At 66.4% G+C, this 24,379-nt stretch carries 24 protein-coding genes; 10 read left to right on the top strand and 14 right to left on the bottom strand.

Annotated elements, in window-relative coordinates; all coding sequences use genetic code 11:
- Positions 1 to 415 precede the first annotated feature (415 nt).
- The 4 genes from THSYN_RS26995 (at position 416) to THSYN_RS26980 (ending at position 7,250) form a co-directional block, all read left to right on the top strand.
- Positions 416 to 3,439, top strand: coding sequence for a DUF1156 domain-containing protein (locus THSYN_RS26995; RefSeq protein WP_100921862.1), 3,024 nt, complete (start codon positions 416 to 418; stop codon positions 3,437 to 3,439).
- Positions 3,440 to 3,449: 10 nt separating this feature from the next.
- A complete protein-coding gene (locus tag THSYN_RS26990; protein WP_100921861.1) occupies positions 3,450 to 3,719 on the top strand; it encodes a UPF0175 family protein in 270 nt (89 codons plus the stop codon).
- Between the two features lie 7 nt (positions 3,720 to 3,726).
- Positions 3,727 to 3,978 (top strand): DUF433 domain-containing protein, encoded by a 252-nt coding sequence (locus tag THSYN_RS26985; protein ID WP_100921860.1) that lies wholly within the window; start codon positions 3,727 to 3,729, stop codon positions 3,976 to 3,978.
- Positions 3,979 to 4,304: 326 nt separating this feature from the next.
- Complete coding sequence (locus THSYN_RS26980; protein ID WP_100921859.1) at positions 4,305 to 7,250, top strand: ATP-binding protein; 2,946 nt, start codon at positions 4,305 to 4,307, stop codon at positions 7,248 to 7,250.
- 574 nt (positions 7,251 to 7,824) lie between these two features.
- Here THSYN_RS26980 and THSYN_RS26975 read toward each other — a convergent pair.
- From THSYN_RS26975 to THSYN_RS26940, 8 genes are all read right to left on the bottom strand, one after another.
- On the bottom strand, positions 7,825 to 8,103 hold the full coding sequence (locus tag THSYN_RS26975; RefSeq protein ID WP_100921858.1) for an RnfH family protein: 279 nt from the start codon (positions 8,101 to 8,103) through the stop codon (positions 7,825 to 7,827).
- Positions 8,104 to 8,126: 23 nt separating this feature from the next.
- On the bottom strand, positions 8,127 to 8,798 hold the full coding sequence (locus tag THSYN_RS26970; protein ID WP_100921857.1) for an electron transport complex subunit E: 672 nt from the start codon (positions 8,796 to 8,798) through the stop codon (positions 8,127 to 8,129).
- A 1-nt stretch (position 8,799) separates the two neighbouring features.
- Positions 8,800 to 9,429, bottom strand: a complete 630-nt coding sequence (rsxG, locus tag THSYN_RS26965) for an electron transport complex subunit RsxG (protein WP_100921856.1) — start codon at positions 9,427 to 9,429, stop codon at positions 8,800 to 8,802.
- Complete coding sequence (locus THSYN_RS26960) at positions 9,426 to 10,502, bottom strand: RnfABCDGE type electron transport complex subunit D (RefSeq protein ID WP_100921855.1); 1,077 nt, start codon at positions 10,500 to 10,502, stop codon at positions 9,426 to 9,428. Before THSYN_RS26960 ends, rsxG begins: the two co-directional genes overlap by 4 nt.
- Positions 10,499 to 11,983, bottom strand: a complete 1,485-nt coding sequence (rsxC, locus tag THSYN_RS26955) for an electron transport complex subunit RsxC (protein WP_100921854.1) — start codon at positions 11,981 to 11,983, stop codon at positions 10,499 to 10,501. Before rsxC ends, THSYN_RS26960 begins: the two co-directional genes overlap by 4 nt.
- An 18-nt stretch (positions 11,984 to 12,001) precedes the next feature.
- The gene (locus tag THSYN_RS26950; protein WP_335582479.1) at positions 12,002 to 12,538 is read right to left on the bottom strand and encodes an RnfABCDGE type electron transport complex subunit B; all 537 of its coding nucleotides are present in this window, start codon (positions 12,536 to 12,538) and stop codon (positions 12,002 to 12,004) included.
- A gap of 62 nt (positions 12,539 to 12,600) precedes the next feature.
- Entirely contained in the window at positions 12,601 to 13,182 is a 582-nt protein-coding gene (rsxA, locus tag THSYN_RS26945; RefSeq protein WP_100921853.1) for an electron transport complex subunit RsxA, read from the bottom strand.
- Positions 13,183 to 13,224: 42 nt separating this feature from the next.
- The gene (locus tag THSYN_RS26940) at positions 13,225 to 13,728 is read right to left on the bottom strand and encodes a SoxR reducing system RseC family protein (protein WP_100921852.1); all 504 of its coding nucleotides are present in this window, start codon (positions 13,726 to 13,728) and stop codon (positions 13,225 to 13,227) included.
- 344 nt (positions 13,729 to 14,072) lie between these two features.
- On the opposite strand from THSYN_RS26940, the gene THSYN_RS26935 reads away from it, so the two are divergent.
- Complete coding sequence (locus THSYN_RS26935; protein ID WP_100921851.1) at positions 14,073 to 15,023, top strand: cation diffusion facilitator family transporter; 951 nt, start codon at positions 14,073 to 14,075, stop codon at positions 15,021 to 15,023.
- A gap of 89 nt (positions 15,024 to 15,112) precedes the next feature.
- Here the strand turns inward: THSYN_RS26935 and THSYN_RS26930 are convergent, their stop codons facing one another.
- From THSYN_RS26930 to THSYN_RS26905, 5 genes are all read right to left on the bottom strand, one after another.
- On the bottom strand, positions 15,113 to 16,333 hold the full coding sequence (locus THSYN_RS26930; protein WP_100921850.1) for a Fic family protein: 1,221 nt from the start codon (positions 16,331 to 16,333) through the stop codon (positions 15,113 to 15,115).
- 146 nt (positions 16,334 to 16,479) lie between these two features.
- A complete protein-coding gene (locus THSYN_RS26925) occupies positions 16,480 to 16,815 on the bottom strand; it encodes a DUF2238 domain-containing protein (RefSeq protein ID WP_100921849.1) in 336 nt (111 codons plus the stop codon).
- A 235-nt stretch (positions 16,816 to 17,050) separates the two neighbouring features.
- Positions 17,051 to 17,416: a tautomerase family protein gene (locus THSYN_RS26920; RefSeq protein ID WP_100921848.1), complete on the bottom strand. Its 366-nt coding sequence runs from the start codon at positions 17,414 to 17,416 to the stop codon at positions 17,051 to 17,053.
- Between the two features lie 300 nt (positions 17,417 to 17,716).
- Positions 17,717 to 18,106: a HEPN domain-containing protein gene (locus THSYN_RS26910; protein WP_100921846.1), complete on the bottom strand. Its 390-nt coding sequence runs from the start codon at positions 18,104 to 18,106 to the stop codon at positions 17,717 to 17,719.
- Positions 18,103 to 18,423, bottom strand: a complete 321-nt coding sequence (locus THSYN_RS26905; protein ID WP_100921845.1) for a nucleotidyltransferase domain-containing protein — start codon at positions 18,421 to 18,423, stop codon at positions 18,103 to 18,105. Before THSYN_RS26905 ends, THSYN_RS26910 begins: the two co-directional genes overlap by 4 nt.
- Positions 18,424 to 18,778: 355 nt before the next feature.
- On the opposite strand from THSYN_RS26905, the gene crcB reads away from it, so the two are divergent.
- The 4 genes from crcB to THSYN_RS26885 all read left to right on the top strand — a co-directional run bounded on the left by crcB (position 18,779) and on the right by THSYN_RS26885 (position 21,035).
- Entirely contained in the window at positions 18,779 to 19,162 is a 384-nt protein-coding gene (gene crcB / locus THSYN_RS26900) for a fluoride efflux transporter CrcB (protein ID WP_236848712.1), read from the top strand.
- Positions 19,163 to 19,379: 217 nt separating this feature from the next.
- Positions 19,380 to 19,706, top strand: coding sequence for a DUF190 domain-containing protein (locus THSYN_RS26895; protein ID WP_100921843.1), 327 nt, complete (start codon positions 19,380 to 19,382; stop codon positions 19,704 to 19,706).
- Positions 19,703 to 20,215, top strand: coding sequence for a disulfide bond formation protein B (locus THSYN_RS26890; protein ID WP_100921842.1), 513 nt, complete (start codon positions 19,703 to 19,705; stop codon positions 20,213 to 20,215). The genes THSYN_RS26895 and THSYN_RS26890 overlap by 4 nt, the downstream gene beginning before the upstream one ends.
- Before the next feature lie 4 nt (positions 20,216 to 20,219).
- Complete coding sequence (locus THSYN_RS26885) at positions 20,220 to 21,035, top strand: lysophospholipid acyltransferase family protein (RefSeq protein WP_100921841.1); 816 nt, start codon at positions 20,220 to 20,222, stop codon at positions 21,033 to 21,035.
- Between the two features lie 169 nt (positions 21,036 to 21,204).
- Here THSYN_RS26885 and THSYN_RS26880 read toward each other — a convergent pair whose 3' ends face one another.
- Positions 21,205 to 22,800, bottom strand: a complete 1,596-nt coding sequence (locus tag THSYN_RS26880; protein WP_100921840.1) for a bifunctional metallophosphatase/5'-nucleotidase — start codon at positions 22,798 to 22,800, stop codon at positions 21,205 to 21,207.
- 587 nt (positions 22,801 to 23,387) lie between these two features.
- Between THSYN_RS26880 and THSYN_RS26875 the strand changes: the two genes are divergently transcribed.
- A complete protein-coding gene (locus THSYN_RS26875; protein ID WP_100921839.1) occupies positions 23,388 to 24,347 on the top strand; it encodes a GAF domain-containing protein in 960 nt (319 codons plus the stop codon).
- The last annotated feature ends 32 nt before the right edge of the window (positions 24,348 to 24,379 follow it).

The raw sequence follows: 24,379 nt of genomic DNA, 5'->3' as shown, positions 1-24,379 counted from the left end.
GCTCCAGCGTGGGAATGCCGTGCGGGCGCTCCGCGTCCGGTCTTGGCACTGGACGCGGAGCGCCCGCACTTGCTCCCACGCGGGAGCGTGGGAGCCAGAACGGCTTACTGAGCGGGACGGGGTTTATAGCCGCGCCCCGCCGTTTTCTTGGCACCTTATTGGGCGCGGTTGTCTTTGCCCGTGCCCTGAAGGGGCGCGACATACCAGCCCAGGGCAACGCCCTGGGTTGGATACATGAGAATCACCAGCCCTGAAAGGGCGTGACATAAATGCCTTCTAATCAGCAATCGTTGCGGATATCACGCCCCTTCAGGGCTGGCTATGGTGATATGCAACACCCAGGGCGTTGCCCTGGGCTGGTATGTGACGCCCCTTCGGGGCTTGCAAGCCCTTTGGAAAATGGAGACGCCTGTTTGTGACCGCCTACCCCAAACGCCTGATCGAGGTCGACCTGCCGATCAAGCGCATCTCCGCCCATGCGCGGCGCGAGAAGTCGATCCGGCACGGGCATATCTCGACCCTGCATATCTGGTGGGCGCGACGTCCGCTGGCCGCCTGCCGGGCGGTGATCTGCGCGGCCCTGTGGCCGGACCCGGCGGATGACCTTTGTCCGGAGGCATTCACGCGCGTGGCAAAGGAGCGGATGCTCGACTGGGCGCGGGAGCACCTGCGGCTTGCCAGCCCTGAGAGTGCCGCGCGGATGGTTGCCACCCAGAAGGACCCCGACCGGCTCGCAGACCCGCTGGTGTTGCGCCGGGCGCTGCTCGACTTCATCGCCGACTTCGCCAACTGGGACAACTCCACCGTCCCCGCGTATCTCGCCACCAGTCGCGCCCTGACCCAGGCGGCGCATGAGGCCTTGGGTGGGGAGCCGGGCACCCGCCCGCTGGTGGTCGATCCCTTTGCCGGCGGCGGCTCCATCCCGCTGGAGGCGCTGCGGGTGGGGGCGGATGCCTTTGCCAGTGACCTCAATCCGGTGGCCGTGCTGCTCAACAAGGTCGTGCTCGAATATATTCCCAAGTACGGGCAGCGGCTTGCCGATGAGGTCCGCAAGTGGGGGGAGTGGATCAAGCGCGAGGCCGAGAAGGAGTTGGCCGAGTTTTATCCCAAGGACGCGGACGGGGCGACGCCTATTGCCTATCTGTGGGCGCGGACCATTCGATGTGAGGGGCCGGGATGCGGGGCGGAGGTGCCGCTGATCCGCTCGCTCTGGTTGGCGAAGAAGGCCACCCGCTCCATCGCCTTGCAGTTGGCACCGAGACCCGAGGCCAAGCGGGTGGATTTTCGGATCATCCGCAAAGCGCGCGATGGCTGGTTGGATAACGACGACCCCTCATACCAGATCCGAGACCCGGATTTGGATGGTACCGTCAAACGCGGTTCTGCGACATGCCCGTGCTGCGGATATACGACAGCGGTTGCGAACGTGCGCAAACAGTTGAAGGAAAGGCGTGGTGGAACGGCAGATGCCAGACTGCTGGCGATTGTTGCATCGCGCGACAATGAGCCGGGGCGATCTTTTCGGTTGCCCACTCCGGCTGACCTGATGGCGGCTCAGAAGGCTGATGATGAGCTGAAGCGTAGGAAAATGGCCCACGGTGGCAGTCTGAGCCTGTCTCCAAGCGAAGAAATCTCTCTCAACGGAATCAGGCGAATCAGTGTTCCTATCTATGGAATGACGGTGTGGGGAGATTTGTTCTCTCCCCGCCAATTGTTGGCGCTCACTACCTATATTTCACTGGTGAAGGCGGCTGCCGAGCAACGTCCTGCGGACGGAATGTCAGCGGCGGTTCAGACGATACTGGGGCTGGCCATCAGCCGTTGGACCGACATCTGTAATTCACTTTGTCGCTGGGAGGCGACGAAGACCCAGGTTCATAACCTATTCGGCCGGCAAGCGGTGCCAATGGTCTGGGATTTCGCCGAGCCACAGGTCTTTGCCGACGCGGCCGGGAACTATTCCGTGACACTTGAAACGATGCTGGAGTTTATCCAGCGCCAAGCGGTCATTTCCACAGTGGGGGTGGCGCAGGCGGCATCGGCCGCGGCGCATACCTTACCGAGCGATTGCGCGGACGCCTTCGTCACTGACCCGCCCTATTATGATGCGGTACCTTACGCCTATCTCTCCGATTTTTTTTATGTCTGGCTGCGGCGCAGCGTTGGTCACGTTCACCCGGATTTATTCAAGGGGCCTGCGGTCCCAAAGGATGCTGAGATCGTCGTCGACCGGACGCATGAACTCAGCGTTACCACGCACGACATCGAGTTTTACGAAAGCGAATTGACCAAGGCCTTTGCGGAAGGCCGACGAATCGCCAAACCGGACGCCATCGGAACTATCGTATTTGCCAGCAAGACGACGGCCAGTTGGGAGGCGATTCTGAAGGCCGTGGTCGATGCCGGTTGGATCATTACCGGATCTTGGCCTATTGACACAGAGAGGGAAGCGCGGATTGCGGCCCAAGGCCAATCGCGCCTCGCCTCCTCCGTCCATCTCGTCTGCCGCCCGCGCGAACACCCCGACGGCTCAGTCCGCACCGATGACATCGGTGCTTGGCGCGACGTGCTGGCCGAGTTGCCGGTGCGCATCCACGACTGGATGCCCCGCCTGGCCGAGGAGGGCGTCGTCGGCGCGGACGCCATCTTCGCCTGTCTCGGTCCGGCCCTGGAGATCTTCTCGCGCTATGCCCGGGTGGAGAAGGCCAGCGGCGAGACCGTCACGCTCAAGGAGTACCTGGAGCAGGTCTGGGCGGCGGTCGCCAAGGAGGCCCTGTCGCTGGTCTTCGCCGGGGCCGATACCGCGGGTTTCGAGCCGGATGCCCGGCTCACCGCCATGTGGCTGTGGACGCTGAACGCGGGCGCGAATGCCGACCCGCCAGCGGGTCCGGACGATCTGTTCAGCGCGGCGCCGGACGACGATGAACCCGTGGCCAAGGGCAAGTTGAAGGGCGGCTTCACGCTGGAATACGACGCCGCCCGCAAGATCGCCCAGGGTCTCGGCGCCCACCTGGAAGAACTGCCGCACCTGGTCGAGATCAAGGGCGATCAGGCCCGACTGCTGCCGGTCTGCGAGCGCACCAAACACCTCTTCGGCAAGGACGAGGCACAGACCCCGATGCGCGGTCGCGGCCACAAGAAGCCGGTTCAGGGCGACCTGTTCGCCGATCTCAAGGACCTCGAGGAGGAGGTCGGCTGGGGCGTTACCGGCGCACCCAAGGCCGGCGAGACGGCCCTGGACCGCATCCACCAGGGCATGATCCTGTTCGCCGCCGGCCGCGGCGAGGCGCTCAAGCGCTTCCTGGTCGAAGACGGCGCGGGTCGCGATCAGCGCTTCTGGGGGCTTGCCCAGGCACTCTCCGCGCTCTACCCTGCCCATACCGAAGAGAAGCGCTGGGTCGATGGGGTCCTGGCGCGCAAAAAATCGCTCGGCTTTTGAGGATGTCCACATGACGACGCTGACCATCGACCTGCCGGAAGACGTGTTCCCCGCGTTGCGCCGGGCACCGAATGAGTTTCTTCAAGAGATGCGTATCGAAGCGGCGGCCCAGTGGTATGACCAGCAACGGGTCTCCCAAGAGAAGGGGGCGGAGATCGCCGGTCTCTCGCGGGCGGAGTTCATTGATGAGCTTGCGCGTCGGCGGATTCAGGTGGTCCAGGTGACCTTTGAGGAGGTGATGGAGGAAATGCACCGTGCGGAGATTGGTGAAGCACGGTGATAAGCGAATGAACCAAGATCCACTGTTACAGCGCATCACCATCAATCCGGCGATCTTCGGCGGCAAGCCGATCATTCGTGGTCGTCGGCTGGCCGTGGAGCATGTCTTGGGAATGCTTGCGGCCGGCGACGACCCTGACACCCTTCTGGCGGGCTACGCCTGGCTTGAACGAGAGGACATACTCGCTTGTCTAGCCTACGCCCATCGGATGGTCGAGACTGAGCGGGTCGAGCCTCTGATCGTCAGCGGGGGGGCATGAGACTCTGCTCGACACCTGAGTTTGCGGCGGTGCGCTCGGGACATTCGGATCGCGCGTCGGTTCGGCCAGCAAATTGAAGATGTTGGGAACATTGTTAGCCCCGAAGGGGCGTGACATACCAGCCCAGGGCAACGCCCTGGGGCTCGCGCCACGCAACCGATCAGCCCTGAAGGGGCGTTACATAGATGTTCGTTACAGGCGGCGATTCTCTATGTCACGCCCTTTCAGGGCTGGACTTGATTGAACTGCCAACCCAGGGCGTTGCCCTGGGCTAGTATGCGTGACCCCGTTGGGGTCATTCCGAAAACTGAGGCTGGGAGAAGCTGATGGCCATCAAACCCTGGTACAAGGTCGCAACGCCGCGCGAGGACCTGCGCGAGGGCCGGCCGCTTGATGCCGCTGAATTTGCCGTCCATCTCGATCATGTCCGGGACGGCCGCGCCGCGGTGGACTACCAGGACCCGGAGCGGTTCTTTGAGCGGACCTATCTCACCAAGAGTCTGATCCTGTTGGCCTCTCAGGTCATCCGGCGCCTCGCGGGCGAGGTCACCGAGACCTCGGCCGTGTTCAACATGGCGACCCAGTTCGGCGGCGGCAAGACCCATGCGGAGACCCTGGTCTATCACCTGGCCAAACACGGCCCTCTGGCATCCAGATGGACGGGTGTACAAACGCTGCTTCTGGCGGCGGGAGTCAGTGCTGTGCCTGCGGCGGCCACCGCCGTTTTCGTCGGCACCGAATTCGATTCCATCCGGGGGCGTGGTGGGGACGACGGCACCCCGAAACGCCTGACGCCCTGGGGCGAGATCGCATTCCAACTGGGCGGCGCGGCGGCCTTTGAGACGGTCGCACGCCACGACCAGGAGGGTACGGCCCCGGCGGGTGATGTCATCCGCGACTTCCTGCCCAAGGATAGACCCGCACTCATCCTCATGGACGAATTGATGAACTATGTGAGCCGCAGCCGCAAGAGCGGCTTATCGGCTCAGCTTTATGACTTCCTGCACAACCTGTCAGAAACGGCGCGTGGGCAGCGCAATTGCGTCCTGGTAGTGTCCATTCCGGCCTCCGAGTTGGAGATGACGGCGGAGGACCAGTCCGATTACGACCGCTTCAAGAAGATGTTGGACCGCTTGGGTAAGCCGGTGGTGATGTCGGCCGAGGCCGAGACCTCGGAGATCATCCGGCGCCGACTCTTCGAGTGGGACCTGCGGGCCGTCGGCCAGGACGGGCGGGTGCTGCTCACGAAGGATGCGCTGGCCACTTGCAATGACTATGCGGACTGGCTGCTGGAGCATCGCCAATCGATCCCCGCCGAGTTCCCCGTCGATGATGGGCGCCGCCAGTTCGCCGCCACCTATCCCTTCCATCCGGTCGTGCTCTCGGTCTTCGAGCGCAAGTGGCAAACGCTCCCCCGCTTTCAGCAGACCCGCGGCATGTTGCGGCTGCTGGCGCAATGGGTGTCGAACGCCTATCTGAGCGGATTCAAGGGTGCCCATCGGGACGGTCTGATCGGTCTGGGCACGGCCCCGCTCGATGACCCGCTGTTTCGCCGCGCCATGTTCGAGCAATTGGGCGAGGATCGCCTTGAGGGCGCGATCACCACCGACATCATCGGCAAGCCGGACTCATTCGCGATACGCCTGGACAGCACCGCGGTCGACACCATCAAGAAGGCGCGCCTGCACCGCAAGGTCGCCACCAGCATCTTCTTCGAGTCGAGCGGGGGGCAGCAGCACAAGGAGGCGAGCCTGGCGGAGATTCGCCTGGCGGTCGCCGAGCCTGGTCTTGAGATCGGCAACGTCGAGACGGTGCTGGAGGAACTCCAAACCAACTGCTATTTCCTCACCAGCCATAACAACCGGTATCGCTTCAGCCTGACGCCGAACCTCAACAAGCTCCTGTCCGACCGCCGGGCCAACATCAAGCCGCCGCGCATCGAGGAGCGGGTAAGGGCCGAAGTCCAGAAGGTCTTCGCCAGTCAGGCGGGCGTCGAGCGGGTCTATTTTCCGGAGCGCAGCAACCAGGTCCCGGACCGGCCCGTCATCGCCATCGTGGTCCTGGCGCCGGATCAGGGGTTGGGCGATGCGCAGACGCTGCCCTTCATTGAGCAGGTCACGCGTGACTACGGGAACTCGGGCCGCACCTACAAGAGCGCCTTGATCTGGTCCATCCCCGAGGCGGCCGCGGGTCTCTTGGAGGAGGCGCGTAAGCTCCTGGCCTGGCAGGACATCGACGAGGAAGAATCCGACCGCCTGGACGATGCCCAAAGGCTGCAACTGGCCCAAAGCCTGAAGAAATCCGAGCGGGACCTGCGGGAGGCCGTCTGGCGTACCTACAAGACGATCGGCCTCTTGGGGCGCGACAATCAGATCCGCACGATCGACCTCGGTCTGGTGCATTCCAGCGCGGCGGACAGTCTGGCCGGGCTCATCCTCGGGCGCTTGCGTCAGGACGACGAGGCCGTGGACGCTGTGAATGCGAATTTCCTGGTCCGCAATTGGCCGCCGGCCCTGACCGAATGGAGCACCAAGTCCGTCAGGGACGCCTTCTTCGCCTCGCCCCGGTTCCCGCGGCTGCTGGTCATCGACAAGCTCAAGGACACCATCGCCCGCGGGGTGGCGAGCGGCCTGATCGCCTATGCCGGTAAGACCCCGGATGGGCGCTATGACCCCTTCGTCTTTGCGCAGGACCTCGACGCGGCCGAGATCGAGTTCAGCGACGATCTATTCATCGTCACTGCCCTGGAGGCGAAAAAGCGCATCGAGCCGCCGACGCTGAAATATCTGGAGGTGCACCCCGATCACGCAAGCGTCGAGCCAGGCAAGAGCCTGGCCTTCACCTTCAAGGGGCTGGATCAGCACGGCCAGGAGTACCCGCTGGGGGCCTTGAACTGGTCGGCGACCGGTGGCGAGATGACTGAGGCCGGCGTGTTCCGCGCGGGCGACGAGGAGGGCGATTACACGGTGTCCGCGGCCTGCGGCATGACCAGGGCGACGGTCCGGATTGGGGTCAAGCGCCAGGAGACGGACCCGGTCGACCGGCGCAAGGTGCCCCCAGCAAACCCGGGGATCAACTGGTCGGGCCAGGTGCCGCCGCAGAAGTGGATGAATTTTTACACCAAGGTCCTGGCAAAGTTCGTCAACTCGGGTGCCTTGACCGTGCGGGTGAATGTCGCTGTCAGCCCGCCGGGGGGGCTCTCCGCGCAGCAGATCGAGGAGTTCAAGGCGGCATTGAGCGAGCTTGGTCTCGCCTCGACCGTCGATGGCTAGTACCACCTGACGCAATTGCTCGGGCCATTGGCGTAGGGTGCGCCGTGCGCACCTTGAGAGGCTGCGGTTGATCGCTGCGGCCAGGGTCTCGGTCGGCGCCATGGTGCGCACGGCGCACCCTACGGTCGCGGTGCGGTCAATAGTCCGAGGATTTGCATCGTGCGGTACTGGTACGGCATTTCGGCTAATCTCGCCGCCGATTCAAGCCCCGAAGGGGCGCGACATACCAGCCCAGGGCAACGCCCTGGGTTCGAGGTGCAGTTGAGTTCAGCCCTGTAAGGGCGTGACATCCAGACGGCATCTATGTCACGCCCTTACAGGGCTGCCTGAGCAATATAACGCCATCCCCAGGGCGTTGCCCTGGGCTGGTATGTACGACCCCGTTGGGGTCGTGACGCAAGATGACGTGGCATTGGAGATTGGGATCAAGGCCCCCAGGATTTACTAAGCCCGTAGGGTCCGCTGTGCGGGCCAGCGAGCTCCCGTCCAACAGGGTGGCCGGAGTAATGAAGGCGCCGCCAAATGCGCGTCTTACGGTCATCGTGGCGGGCGGGCTTAGGGGCACCGCCGCGTCTTAAGTCGCCTCGCTGCCCGCCTTGCCGCGCTGTTTCACCAGCTTGGGGTCGGCGACCAGCGGGCGATAGATCTCGATCCGGTCACCGTCCGCTACCGGTGCATCCAAGGGGGTGAGCTTGCCGAAAATCCCCAGCTTCTGCTGCTCCAGATCGATCTCCGGAAACTGCCGCAGTACGTCTGAGCGCAGCACGACGTCTCTCACCGTGGCGCCGTCCGGCACCTCCACATAGACCCAGAACTGGCGCGCCGGGTTGGCGTAAACGAGTTGAACCTTCATCGCATCGATCCCTTGGGGAGGCGTCAGACGGCGTGGGCGCCGCCCATTTGGATGGCTTTACCGCCGGCCACATCGATCATGCGCTTGCCGACGACCAGGAACCCGGTGACCAGGAATCCGCCCGGGGGCAGGATCATCATGAGGGTCCCCATCGTCTCCGGCATGACCCGCACCTCCATGAAGCTGAACGCGGGGCCGAGCAGTAGCGAGGCGTCCGCGAACAGGGTGCCGGCACCGAGGATCTCGCGCACCGCGCCGATGGCGGTCAAGGCGAGCGTGAAGCCCAGGCCCATGAAGACCCCGTCCGCCAGCGACGGCAGCACCGGCTCCTTGGAGGCGAAGGACTCCAGCCGCGCCAGCGGCAGGCAGTTGGAGACGATCAGCGGGATGAAGAGCCCGAGCACCTTGTAGAGGTCGTGCATGTAGGCGTTCATCGTCAGGTCCACCAAGGTCACCATGGAGGCGACGATCAGGATATAGACCGGGATCCGCACCTCTTGGGTAATGTAGTCGCGGAAGGTGGCGACCAGACCCCCGGAGGCGGCCATGACGACCGCCGTGGCCAGCCCCATGCCCAGGCCGTTGGTCGCGCTGGTGGTCATGGCCATGGTCGGGCACATGCCGAGCAGCATGGCCAGGACCCCGTTGTTGTCCCAGAGTCCGTCGCGGGCGATTCTGCCGTATCCGGTTGCCATCTCAGCGTACCTCGTTCACTTTCTGGGGGGGCTGCGGCTGGGTCAGCTCCTGTTTGCGGGCGTCGAAGAAGACCAGGCCCTCGCGGATGGCCCCGACCACGCCGCGGGGGGTGATGGTGGCCCCGCTGAACTGGTCGAACTGGCCGCCGTCCTTCTTGACCTTCCACTTCTCGATCGGCGGATGGCCCAGGCTCAGGCCCGTGAAGCGCTCGATCCAGTCGCCTTTCTTGATCTCGATCTTGTCACCGAGTCCGGGGGTCTCCTTGTGGGCCAGGGCCCGTACACCCAGGACGCGTCCGTCGGCGCCGACCCCCAGCATCAGTTTGATCCGACCCGCGTAGCCGATGCCGCTGACCTCGTAGGCCACACCGGTTACCAAGCCGTCCTTCTTGGCGAGGTAGACCGTCAGCCCCTCGTCCTTGGCGACGTCGAGGAGGATGGTGTCCACGACCGGGTTGTTGTCATGGATGGCGTCGGGGATCACCGCGGCCAGCGAGTTCTGCCGGTCTTCCATGGCCCGCGCGGCGATGTCCTTGGCGGTCAGGGCGTCGGTGACGGCGAGCAGCAGCCCGAAGCCCAGACAGAAGGCCCCCAGGACCAGACCGTGATAGAGAGAACTGTTCTTGTTCATTTGTCCCCCTGGGGGGCCAGCGGCTCGCCCCGGCGGGTCCGTCCGAACCGGCGCGGCCGGGTGTACTGGTCGATGATGGGGGTCAGCGAATTCATCAGCAGGACCGCGAAGGCCACCCCCTCCGGGTAGCCGGCGAAGCTGCGGATGATCCAGGTGAGCAGCCCGACCCCGAAGCCGAAGATGAGCTGTCCGGTCTTCGAGACCGGCGAGGTGACATAGTCGGTGGCGATGAAGAAGGCGCCGAGGAAGGCCGCCCCCGACAGGATTTGAAAGGTCCCGTCGGTGAAGCGCTCCGGGTTGGCGAGGTGCCCCAGGGTCGCGGCCACGAACAGGGTCCCCAGCATCGCCGCGGGGACGTGCCAGGTAATGACCTTTTTCCAGATCAGGAAGAGCCCGCCGGCCAGGATCAGGAGCGCGGAGGTCTCACCCAGGCTGCCGGCGCGCAGCCCCAGGCCCATGTCCATCAGGTCCGGCAACTGCCCCACGGACTGGGATACCGTCTGGCCCATCGAGAGTCCGGTCTTCACCAGTCCCAGGGCGGTCGCGGCACTGTAGCCGTCCGGTATCTGACCGCCGAAGGTGATCGCCAGGGCCTCCAGGAACCCGGGGGTGCCGGTCCAGAACAGCGGATGGGGGGCGACCCAGGAGGTCATGGCCACCGGGAAGGAGACGAGCAGCGCGACGCGCGCCACCATGGCCGGGTTGAACAGGTTCTGGCCCAGCCCGCCGAAGATCTGCTTGCCCAGCAGGATCGCGAAGACCGCCCCCAGGAGCCCGGTCCACCAGGGCGCCCAGGGCGGCAGCGTCATGGCCAACAGCCAACCGGTCAGCACGGCCGAGCCGTCGCCCAGGGTGGGCATCAGGCGGCGCCCGCTGATCAGCAGGGCGAGGCCCTCCATGGCCGCGCAGGCGCCGACGGTGACGGCGAACAGGAAGACGGCGGGCCAGCCGAAGAGATAAAGGTTGAAGGCGGTGGCCGGCACCAGGGCCAGGATCACCGTGGTCATGGTCTTCTGAACGCTGGCCGCCGAATGGGTATAGGGCGCGCTGGTAGTCGCGGTCTCGATCATCATGCCTCTGCCGGCTCCTCTGCCCGCGGCTGACGGGCGGCCGGCGGGGTTCCTTTGGTGGTGGCCTTGGCCGCCGCGGCCGCCGCCTTGGCGGCAGCGGCCCGCTCAAGCCGGTCCCGATGGGCCTCGGTCAGGGTCTTGGTGCGCTCGTGCTTGGTCCGGTCGCGCTCCTTGGTTTTCAGCATCCCCTTGGCGTAGTTGAAATACTGCACCAGCGGGATATGGGACGGACAGGCCCAGGAGCAGCTCCCGCAGGACAGACACTCGGTCACGCCCAGGTTGTTGGCGCCGTCCAGGTTGTCCGTGCGGATGAAGGCGGCCATCTCCAGGGGCACCAGACCACAGGGGCAGATGGCCACGCAGGTGCCGCAGCGGATGCAGGGGCCTGCCTCGGCCTCGCCGGTCTCCTCGGCGTTGAGTGCCAGGATGCCGGAGGTCCCCTTGATCACCGGCACGTCCAGGCTCGGCAACGGCTGGCCCATCATGGGGCCGCCCTGCACCAGGCGCGCGGGCACGCCCACCAGGCCGCCGCAGAAGTCGATCAGGGCGGTGACGGGGGCGCCGATGGGGGCGAGGATGTTGCGCGGCTCGCGCACGGCACGCCCGCTCACGGTGACGACGCGCTCGATCAGGGGGCGCCCGAAGCGCACCGCGTGATGGATGGCCTGGGCGGTGGCGACATTGTGCACCACGGCGCCGATGTCGGCGGTGAGCTTGGCGGCCGGGGTCTCGCGGCCGGTCAGGGCCTGCACCAGGTGGCGCTCCGACCCCATGGGATACTGGACCGGGACCGGGCGCACCTGCACCTCGGGGAAGGCGGCGGCCTCCCGGGTCATGGCCTCCAGGGCCTCCGGCTTGTTGTCTTCGATGCCGATGATCACCAGCGGTGCGCCCAGGGCGTGCGCCATGATACGGGCGCCGTCGATCACCTCGTCGGGGTGCTCGCGCATCACCCGGTCGTCGCAGGTGAGGTAGGGCTCGCACTCGGCGCCGTTCAAGACCAGCATCTCCAGCTTGCGCTGGGTGCCCAGGTGCAACTTCACCACCGACGGGAAGGCCGCGCCGCCCATACCCACGATGCCCGCCTGCGCCACCAGGTCGCGGATCAGTTGCGGTTCGGCCGTCAGGGGGTCGGCGAGCGGGGTGGGCAGGGGCGCCCATTCCTCCTTGCCGTCAGGCACCAGGACGACGGCGGTCTGCGCCAGGCCGGAGGCGTGCGGGGCCGTGACCTCGCTGACCGACTCGATGTACCCGGAGGTGGGGGCATGGGCGGGGGCCGAGACCGGCCCCTGGCCCTGGGCGATCATCTGACCCTTCAGGACCCGCTCGCCGGCGGCGACCAGCAGCCGGGCTGGGGCCCCGATGTGCTGGTGCAGCAGGATGCGCAGCCGTTGCGGCATCGGCAGGGCGGTGATCGCCTTGTCGCTCGCCAGTTCTTTGCGGTATTCGGGATGGATGCCGCCGCGGATCGCAAACAGTTTCATCGCTCGCACTCCAGAATGCTAATGCGCCGTGACCGGCTTGGGCCAGTGCCAGGTGCCCAGGGTGACCGGGATCGGGCGCATCGTGATGGCCTCGGTGGGGCACACCGGGATGCACTTGCCGCAGGCGTGGCAGGACTCGGCGAGGATCGTATGCATCTGTTTGGTAGCGCCGAAGATGCCGTCCACCGAACACTCCTTGAGACAGCGGGTGCAGCCGATGCACAGTTCTTCGTCGATCGCGGCGTACTCGGGTCCCCGCTCGACATGGTCGGAGAGATCGATCGACACCCCCAGGCGCTTGGCCAGGGCCTCGGCCGTCGCCTTGCCCCCCGGGGGACAGACGGTGGGCGCCGCATCCCCGGCGGCGAGCGCCTTGGCGGCCTGGGCGCAGCCCACGTAGCCGCATTGACCGCATTGGGAGCCCGGCAGCAGGGCCTGCAGATCGGCCTCGAGCGGATCGACCTTGACCGCGAGAAGGCGGGCCGCGGTACCCAGGATACCGCCCAAGACAACACCGATGATGGTGAGACTACCGACCGCGAGCAACAAGAACATGGTTGACCTCCAATCTCATCGCAGACCCTTAAAGAAAATCAGGAGAGGCAGCGCCCCGGTGGCTAGACCGTGCTGATGCCAGAGAAGCCCATGAAGGCCAGGGCGAGCAGCCCGGCCGTGATGAAGCCGATGGGCGGGCCGGCGAACAGCCGCGGGATCTCGGCCAGCGCGAGGCGCTCGCGCAGTCCGGCGAAAATCACCATCACCAGGCTGTAGCCTATCGATGAGGCGAAGGCGAAGACGGTGCTCTCGATGAAGCTCATGCGGCCCTCGATCAGCAGCAGGGCCACACCCAGCACCGCGCAGTTGGTGGTGATCAGCGGCAGGTAGATGCCCAGCATCTGGAACAGAGGCGGGGAGACCTTGCGCACCGTCATCTCGGTGAACTGTACGGCGCCGGCGATCACCAGGATGAACACCACGGTGCGCAGATAGCCCAGGCCGAAGGGTTCGAGCAGGTAGGCCTGCGCGGCCCAGTTGAGCATCGACGACACGGTGATGACGAAGGTGGTCGCGAGCCCCATGCCCATGGCCGTATCCACGCGGGTGGTCACGCCCATGAAGGAGCACAGCCCCAGGAAGCGCGCCAGGATCACGTTGTTGACCAGGATCGCGCCTACCATCAGAAGGAGATATTCCTGCATTACCTGTACCTTATGCTGATTTTAATGGCCGGTTGACCGTTTCTATTTGAGGGCCGGTTGACAGTCCGCGGGCCCCGCCCGGCGCAGGAACCGCGGCGCGCTGGTGCCGCCCGCGAACAGTCGGGCGGCCCCCAGCCGGGCGGCGCCCAGGCCCAGGAACAGACCGGTCACGGCGCCCACGATGGTCGTACCATCCTGGCCCCAGGCCCACTGCGCCAGACCGCCGCCCAGAAAGAGGGTGCACAGCGGGATGGCGTAGGCGGTGAGGGCCGCCTTGACCAGTGCGTCGGAGCGGATCCCCACCACCACCCGCTCGCCGACGCGCAGCCCCGGGTGATCGGTCAAGGCAAAGCGCCGCGCCGCGATGCGGTTGGCGATCGTGCCCAGACCCTTGGCGCCGCAGGCGGCGGAGGCCGCACAATGACCGCAACTGGTGGTCTGCTCCGGCTCCAGCCAGGCAGTCGACCCCACGACTTCCACCACGCGGGCGGTGCCTTCGACGAAATCGGGGGGGCCGAGATCCAGGGTGTGCATCGTCTCAGGCATCGGCCGTCGGCCCGAATGCACTGCGAGCCTCGCCGGGAGCGGCATTGCGACTCGGAAAACGGGGGCCGGCAGGGGAGACTGACACGTCGGTAACCTCGGGAAAACCTACAAAAATAGCGTGTTTGCGACAATGCTGCATCGCACAACGCCGAATTTACGACAAAGGACGCCGACAGGCAATTTATCGATATCATTAATTTCGCAAAAGGCCCCCGGCAGACACCCGCCGGTCACATTTCGATGATATCAAGCAAACGGCGCGCCATTTCTTCGGCCGCCCGGCGGGGGCGGGTGCGGTGCGACAATGGTCCCGAACAAGTGCCGAAGTCCCGATTGGAGCAGCGATGAGTCACGCCCACCACCATCACGCCGAGCATCAGGCCCAGGGCCAGGATCACACGGCGTCACTGCCCGCCCTGCGCCTGGCCCTGATCCTCACCCTGGGCTATGCCTTGGTCGAGGCCGCCGCCGGTTGGTGGTCCGGCTCACTGGCCCTGCTCGCGGACGCCGGCCACATGGTCACGGATGCCGCCGCCCTGGGGCTGGCGGGGCTGGCCGCCTGGCTGACGGCCCGCCCGCCCTCGCCCCGCCATAGCTACGGCCTGGGGCGCGCCGAGTCACTGGCGGCGCTGATCAACGCCGCGGCCATGCTGGCGGTAGTGGTCCTGATCGCCGCCGCCGCCTGGGGCCGCTTGCAGACGCCGCGGGCCATCGACGGCCTGACGGTGAGTGGTGTGGCGGTGGTGGGTCTGGCGATCAACCTGGTGGTCGCCTGGGTGCTGGCCCGCGGCGAGCCGGATTTGAATGTGCGCGGCGCCCTGCTGCACGTCATGGGAGACGCCCTGGGGTCCGTGGCCGCCATCGTCTCCGGCCTGGTGATCTGGACCACCGGTTGGACGCCCATCGACCCCCTGCTGTCGCTTCTCATCTGCGGCCTGATCCTCTCCGCCAGCCTGTCGCTGCTCAGCGAATCACTGCATACCCTGCTGGACGGCGTGCCCGGCGCCCTGCCCCTGGAGACGGTCGGGATGGCCCTGGCCCGGGTGTCCGGTGTCGCCGAGGTCCACGACCTGCACATCTGGTCCCTGTCGTCGCGGCGCGTCGCCCTGTCCGCCCATGTGCGGGTCCCGGACCTGCTGGACTGGCCCGCGACGCTGGAGGGCCTATGCCGCGCCGCCCGGGCCCTGGGGATCGAGCACGTCACATTCCAGCCGGAGCCCGCCGAGCAGCCGGTCCGCTGGGGCGCGCGACCAAGCGTTCACCCCGCGCCCGCGGTCCCTCAGCCCCCGCCGTGAACGTCGCGCAGCGACCGCTAGCTCGATGGCCAGCGTGCGGGGCGGCGTAGTCAGGGCTTCCAGCCCTGACTGTTCCAGCCCCGACACCGTCAGGCCAGGATGGCCTGACTACGCACTTTCACGGTAAGCCTCGATCTCCTGTCTCCATGCGGTGCGATACGCCGATATGAGAATAAAGCCATTGAATCCGAACCCTGTCCCGGCGTCGCCGGGACCTGCAAGGCATAGCGGGTATGCTTGCGCTCCCCGCTGCGGGTGAGCGCGCCCTTGGCCACCAGGTCCTGGAGGTCGCGGGTGGCGGTGGCGCGCGAGGTGCGCGTCAGCGCGATATAGTTCTCCGCGCTCAAGCCCCCGCGGAAACCCTCGGGTCCGGCCGCGAACAGACGCGCGAGCACTTTCTCCTGGCGCGGGTTCAATTGGCCCTTGAGCCGATCGTACAGCCTGGCCTTGACGATGAGTAAGCCGACCCGTGCCCGGGAGTAGTCGAGGGCGTCCAGCGTGGTGCGGGCGAAGTAATTCAACCAGTCGTCGACCGGATCCCCCTTGTTGGCCCTTTGCAATGCCGCATAATAGGCCTTCTTGTGCCGCTCGATGCAATGGGAGAGGGCCGCCAGGGTGGGTTGCCCAAGGCCCTGCGCCAAGGCCTTTTCGGCGATGGCCCGGGCAATACGGCCATTGCCGTCCTCAAAAGGGTGAATGCTGACGAAATACAGATGGGCAAGACCAGCGCGCGTCAAGGGGGGCAGGGCGCCGGCACCGGCCGGGGCGGTATGCTCGAACCAGGCGAGAAAGCGTTCCATCTCGGCGGGTACCAGCGCCGCGGGCGGCGCCTCGAAATGAACCCGCGGTGCATAGACGGCGCCGGACACGACCTGCATCGGCTCCGCCCGACGGCGATAGCACCCGACCTCATCCAGGTCCGAGCGTCCCCGCATCAGCATGGCCTGCCAGGCCCGGAGGGTGTCATGCGACAGGGGTGCCTGGAACCGGCGATAGAGGTCCACCATCAGCTCTGCCATTCCCGCCTCGGCCGGGGGGACACGCCGCTCGTCATAGGCCAGACCGAACTGACACAAGAGCGAGGACTGAAGACTGTCGCGGTCCAGATACTCACCCTCGATCCGGGCGGTCATCAGGGCCTCGTCGCCGATGCAGTCGATGGTCAGTCGGCGCTGCTCGGTCTCGTCAAGGTGGGCAAAGGCCCCGAAAAGGCGCCCGGACTCATGCAGCAGACGCGCCTCCAGGGCCGCCAGCGGCGCCGGGTCAAACGTGAAGGCAGGCCAGTCGGGTTGTTGCCAGTTCCAGCGCATGAGGCATAGCGGGTGCGTTTATCGCTCAAGAAATGGGAGAACCGTGAGTTATAGGCGCCGATTTTTACTCCTGGTGTCGCGTCGGCGCGACGGGTAGTCCGTTACCGGGCGCGACCAGAACGGTCGATGTCAAGGCAGTTGTCGCATCAGGCCGCGTCGGCACCTTCCAGTCGCTCGAGTTGATGGTCGTGGAGCTTCGACAGCAGGAGCAGCGAGGTGACCGCCCCGATGAGTGCGAAGAACATGTCAGACTGCGTGTCCCAGGGATCGCCCTGGGTGCCCAGGAACTCGTCGGCACCGGTGCCCAGCGCCAGGGCGGCACCCCACTCGATGAGCTCGTAAGCGGCGCTGATCGCCAGGACGATGGGAAAGACCTCCATAACCCAGGTCAGGCGGTCGTAGGGGTGGGCGCCTGACCAAGCCAGCAGGCCAAGCAGAACGGTCAAGGCAATCAGCAGCGGCTTGGTGCGGTCAGGGGGCATGGCTGTTGTGCAACCTCATGATCTGCGATGAACGGAGTAGGGGCGCCGCAGCCGCAGGGCAGCGAGCCTTGATCGTCGTTCCGGCCGCCGCCCAGGCATTTCGCACCGGAGGTCGAGGCTTTAGCCGGACCAGGATTGCTGATCTGCGATGTCGACCGGCTGAAGCCTCGACCTCCTGTCTCCCTGCGGCTGGAACGATGATCAAGGCCGTGAAGCGAATGATCAAGACGAGAGGTCAAACCACAAACTGCGCCACTCCTTCGCCGAATGACCAGTCGATATCGTGGTTCTCAGTAATGGTAATCAGCACATTGGCGGGCGGTATGCCGGGATTGGCGGCCAGGTTTGCCACAACCTGTTGGTAGAATGCCTGTTTGGCCTTGTTTGAACGCCCGGCGCGCATGACCAGATGCATCATCACCCGGTCGCCCGCACGCTCCTGCAACTGCAGGCACTGCGGTTCGAGTTGGTGGATGATCTGGTAACGGTCATCCCAGGGGAAGTCCATCGTCGCGATGACGGCGGCATTGACGGCATCCCCGACCGCTTTGATATAGTCGGGGGATTTTCCTTTCAGTATGGAAATGGTAACCAGGGGCATAGCAGCACTCTGTGTTTGGGTGGACGCGCCTTGGGCACCTCGGTTGGAGCGGTGCAGGGTCAAGGGCGAATGCCGGCCATCTGCGACGGCACGTCCAGGCGGTCGCCAAGGCGCGCGGCGTTCCCCTGTGCCTGTTGGTCGAGGAAGCCTTGCGGTGCATCGTCGCGCCTGAGCCTTTCGCGACCCCGGCCGAGGCAGATGCCGAGATCGAAGCGCTGCAGGCAGACGTCTTGAAACGTGACCTGTCGCCGGTTAACTTGCTCGCCTTTTGCTCCCGGTTGGCGTCCACCTGAGGGAGCATCAGTCGCCTTCAGGCGCCGTCAAATATCTTGCCGTCTCCGCCAGGAGTATGTCGGCTCGCTCGATCATCTCCCGCACTTCATCCTGCGTCAGCACGGCATCAATGCCGTAATCCCCGATTTGGCGCTTATCGAAGGCGTCCAGCAGCCAGCGGTGGTAGCGCGGGTCGAGGTCGCCGGTCTTGGCGAAATGCGCGCCGAAGGCCCCGATAGCCCCGCTGTGTTTTGAGAAACGCAGTCCTTTTTCGATCAGCAATGCCTGCACACAGTAGAACATTGCGTAATAGGCCCGGCTGGCGGCAAAGTCCGCATCGTCGTCCGCCAACAACGCGGTCGCGGCCCGGATGGCCCGGCCGGCCTTTTCCAACAGCTGATCGGCCTCTTTGGTCACGCCGCCACGGCCTCTGCACGCGCATTGACCAGGAAGGCGGTTCGGCGCTCCTTCCAGTCGGCCTGAGAGACAAAGACCCTGCTAATCGTAACCCCATGCTCCAGCGACAGCCGCGAGGCCAGATGACCGGTGCGGTCGATCTCGGCGCCGTAGTGGTCGATCCGATCCAGGACGACGAGGACGTCCAGGTCGGATTCGGACTGTGCCTGGCCGCGGGCGTAGGAGCCGAACAGAAAAAGTCCTTTGAGTCTGGGGCCATAGATCGCCGCCAGTCCGCTTCGCAGGTCAAGACGCAGCTTGGTGCTCAGGTCATTCATCAGGGGTGGATTCTGCCGACAAGGCCGGTTGCGGGTGGGTCGGGTTTCCCGGCGATTCTACGACAGACCGGTGTCCGCAGCGGGACTGTCTGACGGCCGTGGTCGCCCGTTCGTGGTTCGGCGGGGTCAGACTCAAGCGTTACGGTGATGAGGCTGCCGATCCGCGGTCCCCCGGTGGCGATCCCCGGCCGAGCGGGTTAGCATGTGGGGCCAGAGGACGGCAGTGCGCGCCAGGTGCCGGTGCGCCGGCGGATGCCCCCGTCCCTGTACGCCGGACCGGACCCTCGGGGTCGGCGCCATCCCGGCCGCGCCGCCCGCTGATCCGGTCGGCCTTTCCTCCAGGGGACCTGAGAACTTGATTGCTGTCTTTGCCGTCTTCACCGGCGCCGGTCTGGGCGCCTTGCTGCGTTGGGGCCTGGGTCTGCGGCTCAATGGCGTCTTTCCCACCTTGCCCTTGGGGACCCTGGCGGCCAACCTGCTGGGCGGCCTGCTGGTCGGCTTCGCGGTGGCCTGGCTCGGCCGTCATCCGGGCCTGCCGCCGGAGCTGCGGCTCTTCTTCATCACCGGCTTTCTCGGTGGCCTCACCACCTTTTCGACCTTTTCGGCGGAGGTGGTTTCCCTGTTGGCCCGGGGCGAATATGGCTGGGGCCTTGCTGCCGCGGGCTCGCACCTGGCCGGCTCATTCGCGCTGACGGCGCTCGGGATGGCCCTGGCCAACCTGATCATGCTACGGTCCTGACGCTTGCCCTTAACCAAAAAATCCACAGATGAACACAGATGAACACAGATTTTCTTTGAATCGTCATGCGCTTATCGCTCCTGCCGGCGTCACCCGCAAGGTGAGCCCACGACTAAGCCTAAGCCAATGAATAATCTGTGTTCATCTGTGTTCATCTGTGGATGATTGCTATGGTATCGGCCGCCGCGGACCCTGACGAACCGATAGGAAACCCATCATGAACGGCTGCTTTCTCAAATTCTATGTGGCGGAGAAGCGCCGCCACCGCCATCGTCTCGCCTATGAGTGGCTGCTGGAGGAGGCGAAGACGCTCGGCCTGAACGGCGGCTCGGCCTTCCGCGCCCTGGCCGGCTACGGGCGCCACGGGCGGCTGCACGAGGAGCAGTTCTTCGAGCTGGCCGGGGACCTGCCGGTGGAGGTGGGATTTGTCGTCACGGCGGACGAGGCGGACCGCTTTCTCGCCCACATCGTGGCGCAGGGTCTGAACCTCTTTTATCTGCGGGTGCCGGTGGACTTTGGCTTCACCGATGGGGTGGCGTCATGATCCGTCCGAGCGCGCGCCTGCTCTGGTCGGTGCTGGGTGCCGGCTGTCTGGCGCTCGTGGTCGGCAGCCTGATCCTCACCGTCTGGCTGGATCTGCGCCCCTGCGCGCTGTGCATCTTCCAGCGCCTGCTGTTCATCGTCCTGGGCCTGCTCGCCCTGGCGGCGGCCGGGCTCGGGCCGCGTCGGGCGGCCCTGGTCCCGGGGCTGCTCGTGCTGTCCTGCGCGCTGGCCGGGGTCGGGATCAGCGCCTACCAGGTGTGGCTGCAACTCCAACCGCCGGACAGCGCCTCCTGCGGCGGCGGGCCCCTGGGCTTCATCGACCCGCTGGTCGACTGGTTGGGTGAACGCCTGCCGACGCTGTTTCTGGCCACCGGGTTCTGTGACGAGGCCGGGCCGCCGATCCTCGGGCTCGGCCTGGCGCAGTGGGCCCTGGTCGGCTTCAGTGCCTGTGTGGTCGGCGCCCTCTGGGCCATCGCCGCGCGCCGGCGTATCCCCGGACTGGGTGCCTGAGCCGATGTCCAACTCCGGACCAAGACGCGCCGCGGCCTTGACCACCCTCTGGCGCGGCCTGCGCTACTTCGAGCATGTGACGACCGGGATACTGATCCTCGGCTGGGTCCGCCTGGTCTCCCGGGCCGAGGCGCGCCCCGCCTGGTTGCCCGCGCTCGTGCAGTGGTGGTACCGGCGGGCCTGCCGGGCACTGGGGGTGCGGGTGGAGGTGACGGGCACGATCGCGGAGCGCTGTCTCCTGGTCTGCAATCACATTACCTGGCTGGACGTGCTGGTGCTGGGCGCCCAGGGGCAACTGGGCTTCCTGTCCAAGTCCGAGGTCCGTCACTGGCCCGTGATCGGCTGGATGTCGGCCGTGGTCGGGACCCTCTTCATCGCGCGCGGTGCCAACCAGGTCGGCGCGGTCACCACGGAGATCGGTGCGCGCATCGCCCGCGGCGGCTCGCTCGTGATCTTCCCCGAGGGCACCACCACCGACGGGGACGGGGTGGCCCGCTTCTATCCCCCCCTCTTCGCCATCGCCCTGCAACCGGGCCTGGGGGTCCAGCCGGTCGCACTCTGCTACCGCTGCACCGACGCGCCCCCGCCCGATCGCAGTATCGCCTATGTGGGCGATCAGACCCTGGCCGCCAACCTCTGGGGCGTCCTGCGCCACCCGGGCCTGGCCGCCAGGGTGCAGTTCCTCACCCCGATCCACCCGGGACCGGAGGCCGGACCGCGCTCCCTGTCCGGCCAGGCCAGGTTGGCGATCCTGTCCGCATTGGGCCTGCCGGAGACGGCGGGGCGGCGCGGGCGGCCGCGAGCGGCGCGTCCGGGCTGAGAGTCTGGTATCACCCGACGCACTTACCCGGACCATTGGCGTAGGGTGCGTCGTGTGCACCTTGAGGGACTGCGGTTGATCGCCGCGGCCAGGGTTTCGGTCGGCGCCGTGGTGCGCACGGCGCACCCTACGATTGCGGAGCGGTCAATGGTCCGAGCATTTCCATCCCTTATTTTTCAGGATTTACGCGCCTCCGGGCGTCCGGGATCGCGGATTGCTCTGCGCGTAAATCCTGAATCTGAATGCGCCCGTCCGGTTGCGGGTCGATGGGGCTGGCGGTGCGGAAGGCCTCGATCACCATGTCGGAGATCAGGCGCCCCGTCATCACCTGATTGTCCATGGCCTTGAGCATGGTGTATCCGTCGCCGCCGGCGGCCAGGTAGTCCGAGGTGACGACGCGATAGCGCCGCGCCGGGTCGATGGGTGCACCGGCCAGGGTGGCGGAGGCCAGGTGTCCCCCGGCGATGACATAGCGCAGCCCGGAGACCTGCAGGAAGCCCCCGGGGTTGTCCAGCGGGTCCAGCGCGGCGCTGCGCTCCAGGGCGGCCTGGAGCTGCTCACCGCTCAGATTGCCGACGACCAGTTCATTGCGGAAGGGCATGGCCAGGTAGATTGCCTTGAGGGTGACCGGACCCGCCGGGATGCTCGCGCGAAAGCCGCCGCCGTTGAACAGGGCGACCTCGGTCAGGGTGATCTCGCGCGCCAGGTCGGCGACGAAGTCGCCGAAGGGGGCCTCGCCCCGGCGGATCAGCTCACGCTGGGCGCTCAGTCCCCGGGTACTGGTGCCGACCTGCTGGTCGAGTTCCAGGTTCGCCTGCGCGGCGATGCGCCGGACCTCGGCCGCCATCGGCGCGTCCTCGGGGCTCGCGGCGGTAATCGGTAGGACCTGGTAACCGGTGCGGGCCAGGTGTCCGTCCCGGCAGTCGAAGTCCATGCGTCCCAGCCAGCCGCCCCGCTCGCCGACCTGGACGATGGCCGTCTCGCCCTCCAGCACCGGCTCGGTATAGAGATTGTGGTTGTGGCCGCCCACGATCAGGTCGATCCCGGGGACGGTGCGGGCGAGGCGGCGGTCCTGCGCGATCCCCATGTGCGACAGCACGACCATCAGGTCGGCCCCCTCACGCAGGTCGGGCACCAGGCGCCCCGCGACGGCCACCGGCTCTTCCACGCTCAGACCGATCATGTTGCGCGGGTGGGTGGCGGTGGACAGTTCCGGGGCGGTGAGTCCCAGGACCGCCACGCGCACCGCGCCCGTTCCCGGTGCGACCGGCCGCTCGATGAGCACCTGGGGCCGCACCGGCAGCGGCTCCGGGTTGGATTCAACGTTGGCGGTCAGGATCGGGAAGGGGGCAAGCGCGGCCAGGCGGCGAAAGGTGTCCTGCCCATAGTCCAGTTCGTGATTGCCCATCACCGCGGCGTCCACCCCCATGCGCCCGAAGAGCGCGAGGTCCGGCACGCCCAGAAAGAGGCTGGAGGTCAGGGTGCCTTGCAGCAGGTCGCCGCCGAACAGCAGCAGCACCGGGCGGCCCGGGTGACCGGCCTGGACCTGCGCCCGAAGGTCGGCGATGGTGCCGGCGAGGTGGGCGATGCCGCCGCGTTCGACCTGCTCCCGGGGGTCCGTGTAGGACTCCAGTTGACCGTGGAAATCGTTGAAATGCAGCAGGGTGAGACCCCCGCCGGGCGGGCAGACCGCCCCGGCCTGGGGCGCGATGAGCGACGCGAGCAGGGGCCAGGAGGGTAACGATAGGGAGCGCGGTAAAGACATCTGGGCACCTTGGAAGAGTGGGGGGCATGACCCGTCGCCGATCACTAAGGACCTCGGCCTCACTGCCGCTAAGCTAGGCCCTTCTGGCTCCCACGCTCCTGCGTGGGAGCTAAGTGCGGGCGCTTTGCGTCCAGTGCCAAGACCGGACGCGGAGCGCCCGCACGGCATTCCCACGCGGGAGCGTGGGAACGAGAGGGTTGGCCGTCGGCGCTTGACTTAGCGGCAGCGGTAGCCGGCCTGGGCAGGGGGGTCCATGTTAGCTTTCCAACGCCGCCTGACCAAACGCCGTCGGCTTGGGGCAATGCCGCGGCAGGAAGCGTCCGAAAATGCACACTCAGCCGCGCATGGTCCTGGAAGGCGCCTGAGTCCGTGGAGGAACGCGAACAATCGCCAAGGCTTGACGAGGCTCGGCGCGGGTCCCGGGCGGAGATCCGGCAATGGTGCGTAAGCCAATGATAAGAAATATTTATTGTGTTCGCGACGGGCTTTTCGCCGGGGCCTCGGTGCCGGATTTCAGGCAAGTCCGGCGGCGCCTGGTCCAATGATTGCATAATGTGACTCAAGTCACACTTTCAATCGGAAATCCCATGGACACCACCGAAATCGACACCGCCCCCGGCGCCGAGTTGCTGGCGCTCCAGCAAATTGCCCGCGTCGTCTCCCGCGGGGACGACGCCGAGTCACGTATCCAGGACATCCTGCGCCACCTGGCCGGTTCCCCCGGGCTGGTGCGCGGCCGCGTCATGCTGGCGGACCCCGCCGCGGGCGAGATCTATATCCGTTACGCCCACGGCCTGACCCCGGCCGAACTGGAGCGCGGCCGTTACCGTATCGGTGAAGGCGTGTCCGGGCGGGTCTTCCAGACCGGGGAGGCCGCGCTGGTCGCCAATGTGCACGACGAACCCGGCTATCTGGCCCGCGCCGTGACCCGGGGCGCGCTGCCGCCCGAGCAGATCGCCTTTCTTGCCGTGCCGATCGTGCGCGACCACCTGCCGGTCGGGGTCCTGGCCGCCCACCGGCTGCGCAACCACGAGCGCTCCGCCCAGTGCGATCTTGCACTGATGGAGGTCATCGCGACCCTGATCGCCCAGATCCTGTGCACCGATCCGCAGGCCCGGCCCTGGGCCGCGCCGATGCCGCAGGAGCCGCGGTCGGCGCGCTCCCTGGTCAGTCCGGGTGCCGCGGACCCGGACAGCGCCAGCCGCGACCTGATGGCGCGGATGGCCGCGCAGCGGCACGCGCAAGGGCGGCTGCACCAGGCGGCGGACCTTTACCTCAAGGTCGCGGGGCAGTATCACGGGAGCGAGCAGGCCCTGCTCGCCAAGTCCAAGCTGCTGGAGATCGCCGGGTATTACGAGGGTCGGGGCGCTACCCGGCTGGCCGCCGATGTGCTGGATCGGCTGCAGCGGGCGCTCGACGAGGGCGGCGGCCGTGCGGACGGTGGTCGGGGGCTCGATTCCTGGGGCGACCGGGGTGGCGCGACCACCGACCGGGACTCCTTCGGCGACTCCGGAGGCTCCGGCGGCATTGCGGCGCGGCTTCGGTAACGCGGGTCCCCGGCCCGTCGCGCTTGGATCAA

The organism is Candidatus Thiodictyon syntrophicum (assembly GCF_002813775.1).
GTDB lineage: Bacteria > Pseudomonadota > Gammaproteobacteria > Chromatiales > Chromatiaceae > Thiodictyon > Thiodictyon syntrophicum.
The sequence above is the reverse complement of the archived record's forward strand: the minus strand, read 5'-3'. Positions and strand labels throughout refer to the sequence as shown.

Coding starts and splice junctions, on each gene's coding strand:
- THSYN_RS26950 (WP_335582479.1), bottom strand. CDS start 12,538: ATGTTCTTGTTGCTCGCGGTCGGTAGTCTCACCATCATCGGTGTTGTC.
- THSYN_RS26935 (WP_100921851.1), top strand. CDS start 14,073: ATGAGTCACGCCCACCACCATCACGCCGAGCATCAGGCCCAGGGCCAG.
- rsxG (WP_100921856.1), bottom strand. CDS start 9,429: ATGAACAAGAACAGTTCTCTCTATCACGGTCTGGTCCTGGGGGCCTTC.
- THSYN_RS26885 (WP_100921841.1), top strand. CDS start 20,220: ATGTCCAACTCCGGACCAAGACGCGCCGCGGCCTTGACCACCCTCTGG.
- THSYN_RS26880 (WP_100921840.1), bottom strand. CDS start 22,800: ATGTCTTTACCGCGCTCCCTATCGTTACCCTCCTGGCCCCTGCTCGCG.
- THSYN_RS26905 (WP_100921845.1), bottom strand. CDS start 18,423: ATGAATGACCTGAGCACCAAGCTGCGTCTTGACCTGCGAAGCGGACTG.
- THSYN_RS26890 (WP_100921842.1), top strand. CDS start 19,703: ATGATCCGTCCGAGCGCGCGCCTGCTCTGGTCGGTGCTGGGTGCCGGC.
- THSYN_RS26975 (WP_100921858.1), bottom strand. CDS start 8,103: ATGAAGGTTCAACTCGTTTACGCCAACCCGGCGCGCCAGTTCTGGGTC.
- THSYN_RS26970 (WP_100921857.1), bottom strand. CDS start 8,798: ATGGCAACCGGATACGGCAGAATCGCCCGCGACGGACTCTGGGACAAC.
- rsxA (WP_100921853.1), bottom strand. CDS start 13,182: ATGCAGGAATATCTCCTTCTGATGGTAGGCGCGATCCTGGTCAACAAC.
- THSYN_RS26960 (WP_100921855.1), bottom strand. CDS start 10,502: ATGATGATCGAGACCGCGACTACCAGCGCGCCCTATACCCATTCGGCG.
- THSYN_RS26875 (WP_100921839.1), top strand. CDS start 23,388: ATGGACACCACCGAAATCGACACCGCCCCCGGCGCCGAGTTGCTGGCG.
- THSYN_RS26985 (WP_100921860.1), top strand. CDS start 3,727: ATGAACCAAGATCCACTGTTACAGCGCATCACCATCAATCCGGCGATC.
- rsxC (WP_100921854.1), bottom strand. CDS start 11,983: ATGAAACTGTTTGCGATCCGCGGCGGCATCCATCCCGAATACCGCAAA.
- THSYN_RS26940 (WP_100921852.1), bottom strand. CDS start 13,728: ATGCCTGAGACGATGCACACCCTGGATCTCGGCCCCCCCGATTTCGTC.
- THSYN_RS26990 (WP_100921861.1), top strand. CDS start 3,450: ATGACGACGCTGACCATCGACCTGCCGGAAGACGTGTTCCCCGCGTTG.
- THSYN_RS26980 (WP_100921859.1), top strand. CDS start 4,305: ATGGCCATCAAACCCTGGTACAAGGTCGCAACGCCGCGCGAGGACCTG.
- THSYN_RS26930 (WP_100921850.1), bottom strand. CDS start 16,333: ATGCGCTGGAACTGGCAACAACCCGACTGGCCTGCCTTCACGTTTGAC.
- THSYN_RS26895 (WP_100921843.1), top strand. CDS start 19,380: ATGAACGGCTGCTTTCTCAAATTCTATGTGGCGGAGAAGCGCCGCCAC.
- THSYN_RS26920 (WP_100921848.1), bottom strand. CDS start 17,416: ATGCCCCTGGTTACCATTTCCATACTGAAAGGAAAATCCCCCGACTAT.
- THSYN_RS26925 (WP_100921849.1), bottom strand. CDS start 16,815: ATGCCCCCTGACCGCACCAAGCCGCTGCTGATTGCCTTGACCGTTCTG.